Source organism: Ruegeria sp. AH3 (genome assembly GCF_056536265.1).
The window spans coordinates 797,012-812,202 of sequence record NZ_JBQFJL010000001.1; the positions used below are offsets into that span (position 1 = coordinate 797,012).

Here is a 15,191-nt window from a genome sequence, read left to right on the forward strand (position 1 = left end):
TCAAAGCCGCCTGAGCCTGTTAAAGACGTGAACCCCGGCCAAACTGCCGCCTCGTGCTCACCCTTGTTCCGCGCGCACCCCATTCGCGATCTGCTGCATCTGATCGGCAGGCAGGAACCCACGCAGCATCTCGGTGCCCAGAACGAAGGACGGCGTGCCCGAAATCCGCATCTTTTGTGCCAGTTCGCGTGTCTGCGCGATTTCGGCGGTGACCTTATCGCTGTCCATTGCTGCGACGATGGCGTCGCTGTCCAGTCCCAGCCCATCCGATATCCGGCGCAGGGTGACCTCGGAGGGCTCACCGCTGAATTCCAACAGGGCATCGTGGACCTGCTTATAAGCGTCGTCTCCGGCCACCTGTTTCGTCGCAATGGCGAACCGGGATGATACGACCGATGCGTCGCCCAAAATCGGCAGTTCCTTGATCACCAATCGGATATTGCCATCTTCGGCCAGCAGGCTGGCCACCTCAGACACGGCACGGCGGCAGTAGCCACAGCGGTAGTCCATGAACTCGACCAGAGTGATGTCACCGTCGGGGTTGCCACCCACCCAGCTGTAGCCGTCATCGAACAACGCGTCCGCGTTGGCGGCGACCAGTTCCTTGTCGGCGGCGGCCTCGGCGGCAGCGTTGCGTTCTTCCAGAATGTTGATCGCTTCGATGATCACTTCGGGGTTTTCCAGCAGGTATTCGCGCACCTGGGCACCGAATTCGACCTTTTCGGCGTCGCTCATGGCGTTCAGGTCCAGCGCGTGGGCCGGAGCGGCGAGCATGGAAAGCCCCAGAAGGGCGGGTGCTGTATGTCTGAGGATCATTTCCGTTTCCTTTTCTTTTTCTTCGCCCGTTCCGAGGCGATCAGCACATCCTGTGCCCGTTGCCACCCCGGAGACCCCTCGGGCAACTGCCCGATGGCGCGTCTTGCGTGAATTCCTGCATCGTCCAGTCGACCATGCAGGGCATATCGTTCTGCGGTGACCGCCGAAGCCATTCCGGTGTTGCCCACCTTGGCGTAGGCTGCGCCAAGATCCTGCATCAACCGGGCGTTTCGGTAGTCCCTTGCACGTGCTTTTTCAAGCGCTTGCAAGGCTTCTTTCGTCTGACCGTCCGCCAGCAGGGCGCGCCCATACCCGGCAAGGATCAGTGAGTCATTGGGTGCCATATCAACAGCTGCGCCGTAAGCTGCAACCGCTTCTTTCAGACGGCGGTTTTCCAGCAGGATTTGGCCTTTCAACTCATAGAAGAATGGGTCATCGGGCCGGATTTCAAGAGCCTTGTTGATGGCGGCGCGCGCACGGGCCAAATCTCGGTTTTGGTGATGGGCCGAGGCCTCGCGCATCAGGCGGATGTCGGGATCGGTCTCCTCAGCAGCTCGGCGCAGAGTCCAGCCGGGTGATCGCAACCACGCTGACAGCTTGCCTTTGACCCTCGCGAACCAATAGTCGGCATTGGCGTTCTGTTTGGCCTTGTCTCCGAACTCATCAAGGAAATGCTCGGCCGCGCGCAAACGTTCCCGGCTGGTGGGGTGCGAGCGCATATATGGGTCCTGATTGGCCTCGCTCAGCAGTTCCTGACCGGCGAATTTACGATGCAGGTTGACCATTCCGCGCGGAGAGATGCCCGCCCACCGCAGATAGCTGGCCGCGCTGCGATCGGCCGAGGCCTCTTCCGCGCGCGTGTGTCCCAAAAAGCTGCGCAGGGCCGAGGACGACGTGCCCGCGGCGATACCAGCCGCCGCTTCCCCTCCACCGGCGGCAGCGACGATCAGCGCCAGCGCAGTACCGAATTGGGCGTTGCGCTGGGCTGCGCGCAGGTTCTCGGCCCGACGGGCCAGATGACCGTTTGCGATATGGGCAGCCTCGTGGGCGATGACGGCCTGCAACATCTCGGGCGTGTCGACCGACAAGATCAGCCCGTAGTTTACGTAGATGGTGTTGTAGTCGATGACGAACGCGTTGAAGGTGCTGTCATTGACCACCAATATCCGGACGCGGTTGGTGCTTAGACCTGCTGCGCGCAAGATCGGAAAGGCCAGTTCGCGCAGGCCATGTTCGATATCTGGATCGCGGATCAGGTTCTGCGCCTGGCTTTGTGCGCTTGCGGCCAGCCACATTACCGCAGCCAGCATCAGGGCCGGGATTGACGCCAGCCGGGATACGCGTTCAAAAGCCATGGCTGCAACATGGGAGATGGGCATGAGAAACTCAACCCGGTCCGGGGTCGATCCGTTTATTGTGATGGACGTGATGGAAGCCGCGCGCAAAGCCGAAGAAGCCGGGCGTCACATCATCCATATGGAGGTTGGCCAGCCCGGAACCGGCGCGCCCAAAGGCGCGACCGAAGCGTTGGCGAAGGCGATGGAGCAAAGCCCTCTGGGCTATACGGTCGCCCTTGGGATGCCCGCCCTGCGCCAACGCATCGCGCGACTTTATGGCGAGTGGTACAATGTCGACCTGAACCCCGAGCGGGTGGTTATCACCCCCGGGTCCTCGGGTGGGTTTCTGCTGACCTTCACCGCGCTCTTTGACAGTGGCGATCGTGTCGGCATCGGCGCACCCGGCTATCCGTCCTATCGGCAAATTCTCAAGGCGCTGGGTTTGGTGCCTGTCGATCTGCCCACCGCGCCCGAAAACCGGCTGCAACCGGTGCCCTCCGACTTCAACGGACTGGATTTGCAAGGCCTGATGGTCGCATCGCCTGCCAACCCCACGGGCACGATGCTGGATCACGCCGCGATGGGGGCGCTGATCGAGGCGGCGCAGGGGCAGGGGGCGTCATTCATCAGTGACGAAATTTACCATGGGCTTGAATACGAGGCCAAAGCGGTCACGGCGCTGGAACTCACCGACGAATGCTATGTGATCAACTCGTTCTCCAAGTATTTCTCGATGACCGGCTGGCGGGTGGGCTGGATGGTCGTCCCCGAGGATCAGGTGCGTGTGGTTGAGCGGATCGCGCAGAACATGTTCATCTGCGCTCCGCATGCCAGTCAGGTGGCCGCGCTGGCTGCGATGGATTGCGATGAAGAACTGCAGGCCAATCTGGACGTCTATCGCCGCAATCGTGCGCTGATGCTGGATGGTCTGCCCAAAGCCGGGTTCACCAATATCGCGCCGCCGGATGGGGCGTTTTATGTCTATGCCGATGTCTCGGACCTGACCGATGACAGTCGTGCTTTCGCCGCCGAGATTCTTGAAAAGGCAGGTGTTGCCGTCACGCCGGGGCTGGATTTTGACCCCCAGCGCGGTCACACGACTCTGCGCTTTTCCTATGCGCGTGCGACGGCTGACATTCAGGACGGGCTGGAACGTCTGCGTCGGTTCATGGCAGAGCGCGGTGCGATCGCTGCACCGGTCTAGGGCGTTCACAAAGCTTGGTTGATGCTATAGGCTTTGCGCCAATCGATCTCGGGATAACTTGAGGCCATGAGCAGGATTTTCTACGCATTCGCCCTGATCTGGGCGCTGTCAGGTGTTGCCGTCGCGCAAGAGTTCAATGCGCTCGCCCGCGTGCTGCCCGAGCAAAGCCGCATCAGCGATGAAGGCCGTTCCGGTGTGCGCCTCGATCTCGGTCTCAGTCAGGGTGTGCCCTATCGCGTTTTCACCCTGCGCGATCCTTACCGCATGGTGCTGGATTTTCAGGAGGTCGACTGGGCTGGGCTGGACCGTCAGAGCTTTCTGCAAACCAACCGCATAAGCGGGGTGCGGTTTGGTGCCTATGTGCCCGGCTGGTCACGTCTGGTGTTGGAGCTGGGCGCGCCTCTGGCGATTGAAACAGCTGATCTGCGGGTCGATGAAACTACTGGTGCTGCGCATCTTTCGCTGCAATTGGTGGGCACTGATTTTGACAGTTTCGCAGCCAGCGCAGGGGCTCCGCGCCAGCCAGGGTGGGATTTACCCGAACCTGTGCTCACGCCCGAAGCCTCAGGACGGGACAATTCGGGAGTCTTGCGGGTGATGCTGGACCCCGGCCATGGTGGCATTGATCCGGGAGCTGAAGTTCCGAATACGAATGAAAAGACGCTCATGCTGACCTTCGCGCGTGAGCTGCGCGAAATGCTGTTGCGTGCAGGTGGGTTCGAGGTGGTGATGACACGCGTAGACGATCAGTTTGTCAGCCTTGAACGCCGCATCGCCCTGGCGCATCGGGCGGGGGCCGATGTGTTCGTTTCGCTGCATGCTGATTGGCTGTCCGAAGGGCGCGCGCACGGGGCAGCGGTCTATACCCTTGCTGATGAGGCGTCTGACATTGCCAGCCAGAAACTGGCCGAGCGGCATGACAGGGGGGACATGATCGCCGGGATCGATCTGAGTGGATCGGATGATCAGGTTGCCGATGTGCTGCTGGATCTGGCGCGGCAAGAAACCAAACCACGTACGAATGCACTGGCGCAGGCACTGGCCGAAGGGATGACCCAGCAGGGTGGACCGATGAACAGCCGCCCGATCCGTACCGGCTCATTTTCGGTTCTGAAAGCTGCGGATATTCCGTCGGTTCTGGTCGAGCTTGGGTTTCTGTCCAGCCCACGCGATCTGAACAACATCCGGAACCCGGAATGGCGTGCCCTGATGGCGCATGGTATCGTGCAGGGGCTTGAGGCCTGGCGGCAGGATGATCAGGTGAAACGCAATCTGATTGGGCAATGACGCAGCGGCGCAAAATGGCCATTGTAGGGTTTCGTGTTTTGACCCGGGGCAGGCGCATCCCTATATAGGCGTCACCGCGAAAAAAAGGCAGTAACGTGATCCGGTTTGTTCTTTCGTTTTTCGGGGCGATCTTCAGCCTCGTGACTTTGGGTATATTTATGGCCGCGCTGGTTGTTGGCGCGGTGTTCTGGATGTATGGGCGCGACTTGCCCAGCCATGAGTCGTTGGCGCAATACAAACCGCCGACGATCAGTCGGATATACTCGGGCGAAGGCCAGCTGATCGACGAATTCGCGCAGGAACGCCGCCTGTTCACCCCATCCGAGGAAATCCCCGATCTGGTGAAGCAGGCCTTTATCTCGGCGGAAGACAAGAATTTCTATACCCATCAGGGGTATGACCCACGCGGGATTGTTGCCGCCGGGGTCGAGGCGGTGCGTACCAAGGGGGAAACCGTACGCGGGGCGTCGACGATTACCCAGCAGGTGATGAAGAACTTCCTGCTGTCCGGTGACCGCCGGGCTGAACGCAAGATCAAGGAGATCATCCTTGCCACGCGGCTTGAGGATACCTTGGATAAGGAACAGATCCTCGAACTCTATATGAACGAGATCTTTCTGGGCCAGAACTCCTATGGCGTGACCGCCGCGGCGCAGACCTATTTCAACAAGACGCTGCAGGAACTGGCCCCGCATGAGGCCGCGATGCTGGCGGCGATGCCCAAAGCGCCGTCGGATTACCACCCGGTTCGTCAGAAAGAACGCCTGCTGAACCGCCGTAACTATGTGCTGCGCGAGATGCAGCAGAACGGTTATATCGATCAGGCGACCTATGAGTCTGAGGTCGAGATGCCTTTGCGTTCGGTCCAGAACGGTGACTTTGAGAGCTTCCGCACCGCATTGCCGCCGCGTGATTACTTCACCGATGAAATTCGCCGCCAGTTGAGCGAGGACTTCGGCGAAGGCGAGTTCTTTACCGGCGGTTTCACCGTGCGCGCGTCCGTGGATGAAGAGATGCAGGTCGAGGCCGCCAAGGCCTTGCGCACAGCGCTGCAGAAATACGACCGCTCGCGCGGACGCTGGCGTGGCACAGGTGATTTGATCCCGGAAGAGAAGCTGGCGGATGAGGCGCAATGGCGCGAGGCGCTGGCGATCATGGAAATTCCACGCGACGTGGTGCTGCCGACGCAGTGGTACCCGGCGGTGGTGCTGAACGTTGCCGATCAGTCCCTGACGGTTGGTATCGAGGATGGCCCCGCTGACGGCGCCATTCCGCGGTCTGACATCCAGTGGATGCAGGGCAATTTCCAGGACAACTTCAAACGCGGCGACGTCATTCTGGTTATGGCCGGGGAAGAGGGCCAGTGGTCCGCTCGTCAGGTGCCCGAAGTGCAGGGTGGCTTTGTCGCGATGGACGTGAACTCGGGCCGTGTTCTGGCGATGCAAGGCGGCTTTTCCTATCAGGACACCGTGTTCAACCGCGCCACACAGGCGCAGCGCCAGCCGGGGTCGAGTTTCAAGCCCTTCGTCTATGCCGCCGCACTGGACAGTGGCTATAGCCCGGCGACGATCGTTGTGGACGCGCCGATTGAGGTGAATACGCCGCAGGGTCTGTGGCGGCCAAAGAACTCGTCGAACAAGTTCTATGGGCCAACGCCTTTGCGTACGGGCATCGAACAGTCGCGGAACCTGATGACCATTCGTCTGGCGCAAGAGGTGACGATGCCGGTGGTCGCAGGCTATGCCGAGCGGTTCGGCGTCTATGACCGGATGGGGGCGTTCCTTGCGAACTCACTGGGGTCCGAGGAAACCACGCTCTACAAGATGGTCGCGGCTTATGCGATGTTCGCCAATGGTGGTGAACGGGTTGAACCGACCCTGGTCGACCGCATTCAGGACCGGTATGGCAAGACGATCTATCGCCATGATGACCGGCAATGTCTGGATTGCAATTCGAGCGGGCTGGAACCGGACGAAGCGCCTCAGATCATCACGGATCGCAGTCAGGTAATGGACGCGATCACCGCTTATCAGCTGACTTCGATGATGAAGGGCGTGGTGGATCGGGGAACCGCATCCAGCGTCGTCAATCTGCCGGTGCCGACAGCAGGCAAAACTGGCACCACCAACGAATCTAAGGATGCATGGTTCATCGGATTTACCTCGAACATCGTTGCCGGCTGCTATATCGGCTACGACCGCCCGCGCCCGATGGGGCGGGGGGCCTATGGCGGCACCATGTGCGGCCCGGTCTTCCAGAGTTTCATGGAAAAAGCCGTCGAGAAATATGGCGGCGGCCCGTTCGAAGTGCCTCCGGGTGGGCAGTTCATCAAGATCGACCGGTTCAGCGGTGCACGCCTGCCGGCAGATGCATCGGGTGACTACGTTGTCGCCGAGTATTTCCGCGATGGCGTCGACGGCTTTATCGACCGCGTCTATGACGGTGGCTTTGCCGTTGGATCGGAATTGCCGTTGTTTGAAGAAGTCACCCGAGGCGGTCGCCAAGTGACGACCTCGACCGGCAACACGATTACGGTTGGTCCCAACGCCAGTCAGGGTGACCTGCAGGGCGGCGGTCTTTATTGATCTGTGATCTCTAGCAAAAGATGAAGCAGACCGGCCTCATGGTCGGTCTCGATTTTCCCATCGGCGCGCCAGAATATGGACAGCGCACATTTCACGGCGGCCCATTCTGCGAGCCGCTGAGCACTGACGTTCATAGCATCGGAATAAAGGGTCAGGCATCGGTGGATCTGACCGTGTTGGCGCACCAGTTCGGGCATGCCCTTCGGGTGGCGCAAGGCGTTGGCAAGCTCAAACGCGGGATCACCCAGATAGCCTTTGGCGTCTATGACCCGCGGCCCCTTGGCGGTCAGTATTACGTTGTCGGGATGTAGGTCCCCGTGCAGCGGTACTGCTTCGGGCTGGTTGTCCAGCAAGGCGCGCGCCAAGTCGATAGCCCGGACCATGTCATGTCGAAACGGCACGAGGCAGTTCGGTGCAAACTCGCAGCAGAGTAGCGGGTCAAACACCTGCTGCAGCGGTTTCAGCCGTGTCGCCTTGACCACTGGCGCACGATGCAGGCGGCGCGCGGTTTCAGCCAGCGCGGCGAGGGTGGTATCGGGCTGTCCGGCGCGGGCCAGATCGCCCAGCGATGGCCCCTCCAGCCACTCCATCAGCACGGCATTGTTCTCCTCTGCCAGAACCGTGACCGCGCCGCGGTTTTGCCAAAGCCTGAGGAGGTCGGTGCCAGCCGCCTCGTTGCCCCGATCTTCGCGGCGATAGAGTTTCAGCGCTGCAGGACCATTGGCTGTTTGAACTTGCCAAAGCTGAGCGTGACCGGTGTCAGCGATATGTGACACGAAGCTCAGGCCCCACGCATCCGCAATCTTTTCCGCAGCGCTTTGCATTCCGATCCTGCCTGTCTTGTGGTGGCCCGCACCTCTTGCTATCACGCAGGCCTGATTGAGCAAGTTGGGACAAGACCATGCGCGCCGAAACCCAGAACATCGTGGCGGAAATCGAAAAGTCGCTGGAGCTGCTGGCGCAGCGCATGGACTATGAAACTGCGCCGCATCGGTTGGAGGAATTCAACGCGCGCGTCGAGGATCCGAACCTGTGGGATAACCCCGAGAACGCGCAGAAGCTAATGCGCGAGCGGCAGTTGCTGGTTGATGCCATCGAGACATATGAATCCATCAAGACCGATCTGAGCGACAATATCGAACTGATCGAACTTGGCGAGATGGAGGAAGATCAGGAAGTCGTCGACGACGCCGAAGCTTCGATCAAGGCGTTGCGGGCCAAGGCCGCCAAGAAAGAGCTTGAGGCGCTGCTGGATGGTGAGGCCGACGGCAATGATACATTCCTTGAGATCAATTCGGGCGCGGGCGGCACAGAGAGCTGTGATTGGGCTTCGATGCTGGCGCGGATGTATGTGCGTTGGGCCGAGAAGAAGGGGTATACGGTCGAACTGCAATCCGAGACAGCCGGTGAAGAGGCGGGGATTAAATCTGCCGCTTATAAGATTTCCGGGCATAACGCTTATGGCTGGCTGAAGTCGGAGAGCGGTGTGCATCGGCTGGTGCGCATTTCTCCTTATGACTCGGCTGCGAAACGGCATACCTCGTTCAGCTCGGTTTGGGTCTACCCGGTGGTGGACGACAATATCGAGATCGAGGTGAACCCCTCCGACATTCGTATCGATACTTACCGGTCTTCGGGCGCGGGGGGACAGCACGTGAACACGACGGACTCGGCGGTGCGGATCACGCATATCCCGACCGGGATTGTGGTGACGAGTTCCGAGAAATCGCAGCATCAGAACCGTGACATTGCCATGAAGGCGTTGAAATCGAGGCTGTATCAGCAAGAGCTGGATCGCCGGAACGCGGATATCAACGCGGCGCATGAAGCCAAGGGGGACGCGGGCTGGGGCAACCAGATCCGGTCTTACGTGCTGCAGCCCTATCAGATGGTCAAGGATCTGAGGACCAACCATGAGACTTCAGACACCAAAGGGGTGTTGGATGGCGATCTGGATGGGTTCATGGCGGCGACGCTGGCTTTGAATGTGGCGGGTAAATCCCGGTCCGAGGCGCAGGGCGACTAGGCCGGGCAGGGGGCGCTGCCCCCGTCGCGGCAGGCCGCGACTCCCCCGGGATATTTTGGGCCAGATGAAGCGGGATCCCGTTCGCGCCTCTGGTCGGGAAAAGATACATTGAAACAGTGGGTTTAAATGGTGAGGCGGCTTGGCTAGGCTGAGCGGCGAAAGCCTGATGTGAGCCTGCCTATGAACCTGAGCCAAACCTCTGCCACAGACCTGTTGGGCGCCCTTGCGCAGCGCTCGATCTCTGCGGGTGAGGTTATGCGCGCGACGCTGGATCGGATCGCTGAGGTCAATGGCCGCGTAAATGCGATCGTTGCGCTACGGGATGAAGCGGCGTTGCTGGCAGAGGCGCAGGCGCTGGATGACGGCCCGATCCGAGGGCCGTTGCATGGTTTGCCGATTGCGGTGAAAGATCTGGTGAACGTGGCCGGGGTTGTGTCGACACAAGGTTCGCCGCTGTTCAAGGACCACGTTCCGCAGTCTGATGACTTGATCGCAGCGCGGATGCGGGCGGCTGGCGCGATTCTGATAGGCAAGACAAACTCGCCCGAGTTCGGGTTGGGATCGCACACGTTCAACCCGGTCTATGGCGCCACGCGCAACCCGTATGACCCGGCGCGATCCTGTGGTGGGTCATCCGGTGGTGCGGCGGTGGCTTTGGCCACTGGCATGGTAGCGCTGGCCGATGGGTCGGACATGATGGGCAGTTTGCGCAACCCGGCTGCGTGGAACAATGTGTACGGGTTTCGGCCCAGCTGGGGGCGGGTGCCCTCTGAACCTGTCGGGGACAGCTATCTGCACCAGCTATCGACCCTTGGCCCCATGGCACGCAGCCCGGAGGATATCGGGATTTTGCTGGATGTAATCTCGGGCCCGGATTCGCGGATGCCGCTGAGCCTTGATGTCGATGATGTCTCTACGGTTTCGAAGGCCGACCTGAAAGGCATGCGGATCGGATGGCTGGGCGATTGGGGCGGCGCGTTTCCTTATGAGGCTGGAATATCAGAGCTGTGTGAGAACGCTCTGGACGTATTTGCTCAGCTTGGGGCGCGTATTGAGTCGGTTGCCCCGCCATTTGACGCCGAACGGATTTGGGACAGCTGGATTACCTTGCGATCCTGGAGCGTAGCCACAGGGCTGGAAGCCTTGTCGGACCGGAAAGCCTCACTCAAGGACAGTGCGCAATGGGAGTTGGAGCGTGGATTGGCGCTGAGCGCGATGGACGTGCATCATGCCAGTGTCACACGGTCGGAGTGGTTTCGGCAGTCCGCGGCGCTGTTTGAAAGCTATGATGCGCTGGTACTTCCGGCGGCTCAGGTTTGGCCCTTTGATATCGACCAGCCATATCCGACCGAGGTCGCAGGACAGGTGATGGACACCTATCACCGCTGGATGCAGGTGGTTACTCCGGTCAGTTTGCTGGGTCTGCCCTGTCTGGCGGTGCCAGCCGGGTTTGGCGCGCAGGGATTGCCGATGGGTTTGCAGCTATTCGGGCCACGCGGTTCCGACGCGCGAATGCTGGCAGTCGGGGCAGCTTATCATGAGGCGACGTGCTGGCCACAGAAAAGACCGACCAACTAGATCGGTCACGGGAGGAGAGACAGAGAATGGATAAGCCTTTTGGTGTTCCAACAATGAAAGCGGTTGACGCAGCCATGCTGAAGGACGCGCTGCGTCAGGGTTGGCAGGATTTCCGCCGCGCGCCGGTCTTCGGTCTTTTGTTTGCCGGGTTCTACGTGGTGGCGGGCTGGGTGATGGCCTGGGTCACACTGCAGAGTGGAACCTCGTTCTGGCTGGTACTCGCCGCGATCGGGTTCCCGCTGATCGGTCCGTTTGCCGCCGTGGGTCTCTATGAAGTTTCTCACCGACTTGAGCAGGGCGAACCGCTGGATTTTGGTGCGATCTTTGGGGTTGTCGTGCAGCAAAGCCGCAGGCAGCTGCCGTCGATCTGTGCCATCATCGTGGTGATGTTCCTGTTCTGGTTTTTCCTCGGGCACATGATTTTTGCACTTTTCATGGGGCTGTCGACGATGACCAACATCTCATCGTCGTTTGAGGTGTTTCTGACACCAAATGGATTGTCCATGCTGGCCATCGGGACAGTCGTCGGGGCCATATTTGCGATCCTGCTTTACATGATCACGGTTCTGTCGATCCCGATGTTGCTGGATCGTGAGTTGGATTTCGTCACCGCGATGATATCGAGCTATGCCTATGTCGCTGCAAATAAAGGCGTGATGTTGGGCTGGGGCGCTTTCATTGCCATTGTCACCTTTCTGGCAATGATCCCGTGGTTTTTGGGTTTGTTGGTGGTATTGCCGCTGATGGGCCACGCCAGTTGGCGCCTCTATCGGCTGATCACTGAAGACGCAGTGGCAGACGAAGCGGCCTGAATACAGGCCCGGATGTGTCAGCGCGCTTCTGGGGCGTGCGGTGCTCTGCGTCTTAGACGCAGGGCTGCAGACAGATCGTACGCGAGGTGACGTAGTTCCAGCCGTTGAATATTCGGACCTAGGGCAGGTCGGTCTGGTAGCCGCAGCAGATAACCCAGCCACCGCAACTCGGTGTCCGAGGGTTGTGGCGTCACTACCATCACCCGGCAATCCCGCCCGCCCTGACGGGACATCAGCGCGCAGATCTGCGTACCGGATTGCGTGACAACCCCTTGAAGCTCGCGCGCGGGGGCGGGTTCACCGGGCATCGCTGAGTGCGGCTCATAACCGCGCAGCAGGGCGCAATGGCCAATGCGGCGCACAAGCAGCAGCTGGTGCCGTGCGGCATCGCTTCCGTTCAGATCTGCCTCGATCGCGTGATAGAAACCGGGTGCGAACAGCGCGTTGGTTCCGGCAGCGAGAAAGCGGTCGATGGTGTCGGACGCCGGGTGCGCAGGGGGTGTTTCAATCTCTTCCAAAGGTTTCAGCAGGATACGCGCATCCACGGCAAAGAACCGGCAAATCCGATCCAGCACGTCGGGTCGCGGAAAGCTTTCGCCACCCAGATATCGATTGAACTGTGTCCGGTTGATGCCCAACTGGCGGCAGAGTTCCGAAACCGAAGGATAGCTGCGCGCAAGCTGTTTGAGGTTTTCGCCAAACATGCTGCGCAATTCGGCGGGGTTGCGGATGGTATCGGTCACGTTCGTCCCGGGATTCTGCTGGTTTTTAGTAAAACGCGATCACATCGGCGCAATGGCCGAATGTCAGTCAGAAATCGTAACGAAGACCCTAGCGGAGGCCTGATTGCACGCCGCTACACGCTACACGCTAACGTGACGTGTGCCAAAATCAATAGGGTTTTGGCTAACTTGTCTGATCTTTTTCATGTTCTGGTCTAGATGTGATGAAAATAGCCGCGCGTTTGCGTTCGCGCGGTTATTTCAGTGATCGAGCCGCGCATGATGCGGCAGAGAGACCGGATTTCAGGTTCTATCGCCACGCAATAAGGCAGCAACACCAGTGCGCGCGATTTCAGCAAGACCCAGGGGCCGCATCAGATCGGCAAACGCGTCGATCTTGTCTGGCGCACCTGTGATCTCGAAGATGAACGAATTCAGGGTGCTGTCGACCACATTGGCACGGAAGATATCCGCAAGACGCAGCGCTTCGACCCGTTTGTCGCCTTCGCCGACGACCTTGATGATCGCCAGTTCGCGTTCAACTGATGAGCCTTCGACGGTCAGGTCATGCACATCCCGCACCGAAACGATCCGGCCCAGCTGTGCCTTGATCTGTTCGATCACCTGCGGCGTGCCGGTGGTCACGATGGTGATCCGGCTGAGATGTCCGGTGTGGTCCACCTCGGCGACGGTGAGACTTTCGATGTTATAGCCGCGGCCCGAGAACAGACCGATCACCCGCGCCAATACGCCGGGCTCGTTTTCGACCAGAACGGCGATCGTGTGCTGCTCCTGTACGTCCGAGAAAGTGGGGCGTAGGTTGTATGCGGAATGGCGGGTTGCGCCTTTTTTGATTTGTAGGGCAGACATTTATGTCCCTTTCATCATCCTGCGATGGTCGGGCACCGAAGCGCCCGACAAAATTCGTCGAATTTTGTTAAACCAGAACCGAACCCTTGGAATCGATCACGCCCTGGGTCTCGGCTTCGCCAAGCAGCATCTCGTTATGGGCTTTGCCCGACGGGATCATCGGGAAGCAGTTCTCGTGCTTTTCGACCAGACAGTCAAAGATCACCGGGCCGTCATAGTTGATCATCTCCATGATCGCGTCATCCAGATCGGCGGGCTCAGAACAGATGATGCCCTTGGCACCAAACGCTTCGGCGAGCTTGACGAAATCGGGCAGTGCCTCGGACCACGAATGCGAGTACCGTTCGCCATGCAGCAACTCCTGCCACTGGCGCACCATGCCCAGGCGTTCGTTGTTGAGGATGAACTGCTTCACCGGCAGGCGGTACTGAACGGCGGTGCCCATCTCTTGCATGTTCATCAGCCACGAAGCCTCGCCCGCCACGTTGATCACCAACGCATCCGGATGCGCCATCTGCACGCCGATCGAGGCCGGGAAGCCGTAGCCCATGGTGCCCAGACCGCCAGACGTCATCCAACGGTTGGGGTCTTCGAAGCCAAGATATTGCGCGGCCCACATCTGGTGTTGGCCAACTTCGGTTGTGATATAACGGTCGTGGTTCTTGGTCAGTTCTTCCAGCCGCCGTAAGGCGTGTTGCGGTTTAATGGTCTTCTCGCTGGCCGTGAAAGCCAGGCAATTCACCTTGCGCCAGTCATCGATCTGCTTTTGCCATTCGGCAACAGCTGGCGTGTTGGTTTTGCGGCCGCGCGATTTCCAGATGTTCAGGATGTCTTCCAGAACATGGGCAACGTCACCGACAATCGGGATATCCACACGGATGACCTTGTTGATCGAGGACGGGTCAATATCGATATGCGCCTTGACCGAATTCGGCGAGAACGCATCGATCCGTCCGGTGATCCGGTCGTCAAAGCGAGCACCAATGTTGATCATCAGATCGCAATCATGCATCGCCATGTTGGCCTCATAGAGGCCATGCATCCCCAGCATTCCGATCCAGTTCTTGCCTGAAGCCGGATAAGCCCCGAGCCCCATCAGAGTCGAAGTGATTGGAAAGCCGGTCGCATCCACCAACTCGCGCAGCAACTGGCTGGCCGCGGTGCCAGAGTTGATGACGCCGCCGCCGGTGTAGAAAACGGGCTTCTTGGCGGTCTCCATCGCGGCAACCAGTTCAGTGATCTCTTCCAGATCACCTTTGAGCACGGGTTGATAATGTGAGGTTGAAGGCTTCGGTCCGCTGTATTCTCCATTCGCAAACTGAACATCCTTGGGGATGTCGATCAGAACGGGGCCGGGGCGGCCCGACGTGGCGACGTGGAAGGCCTCGTGCAGGGTGCCGGACAGTGAGTCGGTATCTTTCACCAGCCAATTGTGCTTGGTGCAGGGGCGGGTGATGCCTACGGTGTCGGCTTCCTGGAACGCGTCCGAGCCAATCATGAAGGTCGGCACCTGACCGGTCAGAACAACGATCGGGATCGAATCCATCAGCGCATCGGTCAGACCGGTCACCGCATTGGTCGCGCCGGGGCCAGACGTCACCAGCGCAACGCCCGGTTTGCCGGTGGACCGCGCATAGCCTTCGGCTGCGTGTACCGCGCCCTGTTCGTGCCGCACAAGAATGTGACGGATATCGTTTTGCAGAAAGATCTCATCATAGATCGGTAGGACGGCGCCACCGGGGTATCCGAATACCGTGTCCACGCCCTGATCCTTAAGGGCCTGAACCACCATCTTTGCGCCGGTCATCTCACGTGTCATCTGCTTTGCTCCGTTCGCGACATGTGTCTTGCGTTCTGCATAAAAAAAGCCCCCGAGATTTTTCGGAGGCGCATGGGTTCGATTATGGTTTACCGTTACCGGCCCATGCGCTTGGTTCCTACGATTACGACTAGC

General features: G+C 59.7%; 12 protein-coding genes. 6 read left to right on the forward strand and 6 right to left on the reverse strand.

Translation table 11 applies throughout. The features are described 5' to 3' along the window. Window positions 1-57: 57 nt before the first annotated feature. A complete protein-coding gene (locus tag ACR3EM_RS03925) occupies window positions 58-816 on the reverse strand; it encodes a DsbA family protein (RefSeq protein ID WP_480469506.1) in 759 nt (252 codons plus the stop codon). After that, complete coding sequence (locus tag ACR3EM_RS03930; protein WP_480469507.1) at window positions 813-2,195, reverse strand: M48 family metalloprotease; 1,383 nt, start codon at window positions 2,193-2,195, stop codon at window positions 813-815. Before ACR3EM_RS03930 ends, ACR3EM_RS03925 begins: the two co-directional genes overlap by 4 nt. Here ACR3EM_RS03930 and ACR3EM_RS03935 point away from each other — a divergent pair. The 3 genes from ACR3EM_RS03935 (at window position 2,194) to ACR3EM_RS03945 (ending at window position 7,229) form a co-directional block, all read left to right on the forward strand. After that, window positions 2,194-3,357, forward strand: a complete 1,164-nt coding sequence (locus ACR3EM_RS03935) for a pyridoxal phosphate-dependent aminotransferase (protein ID WP_480469508.1) — start codon at window positions 2,194-2,196, stop codon at window positions 3,355-3,357. The genes ACR3EM_RS03930 and ACR3EM_RS03935 overlap by 2 nt on opposite strands. 66 nt (window positions 3,358-3,423) lie before the next feature. Continuing rightward, window positions 3,424-4,644 (forward strand): N-acetylmuramoyl-L-alanine amidase, encoded by a 1,221-nt coding sequence (locus ACR3EM_RS03940; RefSeq protein WP_480469509.1) that lies wholly within the window; start codon window positions 3,424-3,426, stop codon window positions 4,642-4,644. A 95-nt stretch (window positions 4,645-4,739) separates the two neighbouring features. Then, the gene (locus ACR3EM_RS03945) at window positions 4,740-7,229 is read left to right on the forward strand and encodes a penicillin-binding protein 1A (protein ID WP_480469510.1); all 2,490 of its coding nucleotides are present in this window, start codon (window positions 4,740-4,742) and stop codon (window positions 7,227-7,229) included. Here the strand turns inward: ACR3EM_RS03945 and ACR3EM_RS03950 are convergent. Then, on the reverse strand, window positions 7,223-8,053 hold the full coding sequence (locus ACR3EM_RS03950) for an aminoglycoside phosphotransferase family protein (protein ID WP_480469511.1): 831 nt from the start codon (window positions 8,051-8,053) through the stop codon (window positions 7,223-7,225). The genes ACR3EM_RS03945 and ACR3EM_RS03950 overlap by 7 nt on opposite strands. A gap of 77 nt (window positions 8,054-8,130) precedes the next feature. On the opposite strand from ACR3EM_RS03950, the gene prfB reads away from it, so the two are divergent. The 3 genes from prfB to ACR3EM_RS03965 all read left to right on the forward strand — a co-directional run bounded on the left by prfB (window position 8,131) and on the right by ACR3EM_RS03965 (window position 11,645). Next, a complete protein-coding gene (gene prfB, locus ACR3EM_RS03955) occupies window positions 8,131-9,255 on the forward strand; it encodes a peptide chain release factor 2 (RefSeq protein ID WP_480469512.1) in 1,125 nt (374 codons plus the stop codon). A gap of 180 nt (window positions 9,256-9,435) precedes the next feature. Continuing rightward, window positions 9,436-10,833 (forward strand): amidase, encoded by a 1,398-nt coding sequence (locus ACR3EM_RS03960; RefSeq protein WP_480469513.1) that lies wholly within the window; start codon window positions 9,436-9,438, stop codon window positions 10,831-10,833. 26 nt (window positions 10,834-10,859) lie between these two features. Further along, entirely contained in the window at window positions 10,860-11,645 is a 786-nt protein-coding gene (locus ACR3EM_RS03965) for a DUF2189 domain-containing protein (protein ID WP_480469514.1), read from the forward strand. A gap of 17 nt (window positions 11,646-11,662) precedes the next feature. Here the strand turns inward: ACR3EM_RS03965 and ACR3EM_RS03970 are convergent, their stop codons facing one another. The 3 genes from ACR3EM_RS03970 to ACR3EM_RS03980 all read right to left on the reverse strand — a co-directional run bounded on the left by ACR3EM_RS03970 (window position 11,663) and on the right by ACR3EM_RS03980 (window position 15,056). Further along, complete coding sequence (locus ACR3EM_RS03970) at window positions 11,663-12,388, reverse strand: helix-turn-helix domain-containing protein (RefSeq protein ID WP_480469515.1); 726 nt, start codon at window positions 12,386-12,388, stop codon at window positions 11,663-11,665. Between the two features lie 282 nt (window positions 12,389-12,670). After that, window positions 12,671-13,237 carry an acetolactate synthase small subunit gene (ilvN, locus tag ACR3EM_RS03975; protein WP_480469516.1) on the reverse strand — a complete coding sequence of 189 codons (567 nt, stop codon included), beginning with the start codon at window positions 13,235-13,237 and terminating at the stop codon, window positions 12,671-12,673. Between the two features lie 67 nt (window positions 13,238-13,304). Then, the gene (locus ACR3EM_RS03980) at window positions 13,305-15,056 is read right to left on the reverse strand and encodes an acetolactate synthase 3 large subunit (RefSeq protein ID WP_480469517.1); all 1,752 of its coding nucleotides are present in this window, start codon (window positions 15,054-15,056) and stop codon (window positions 13,305-13,307) included. Window positions 15,057-15,191: the final 135 nt, after the last annotated feature.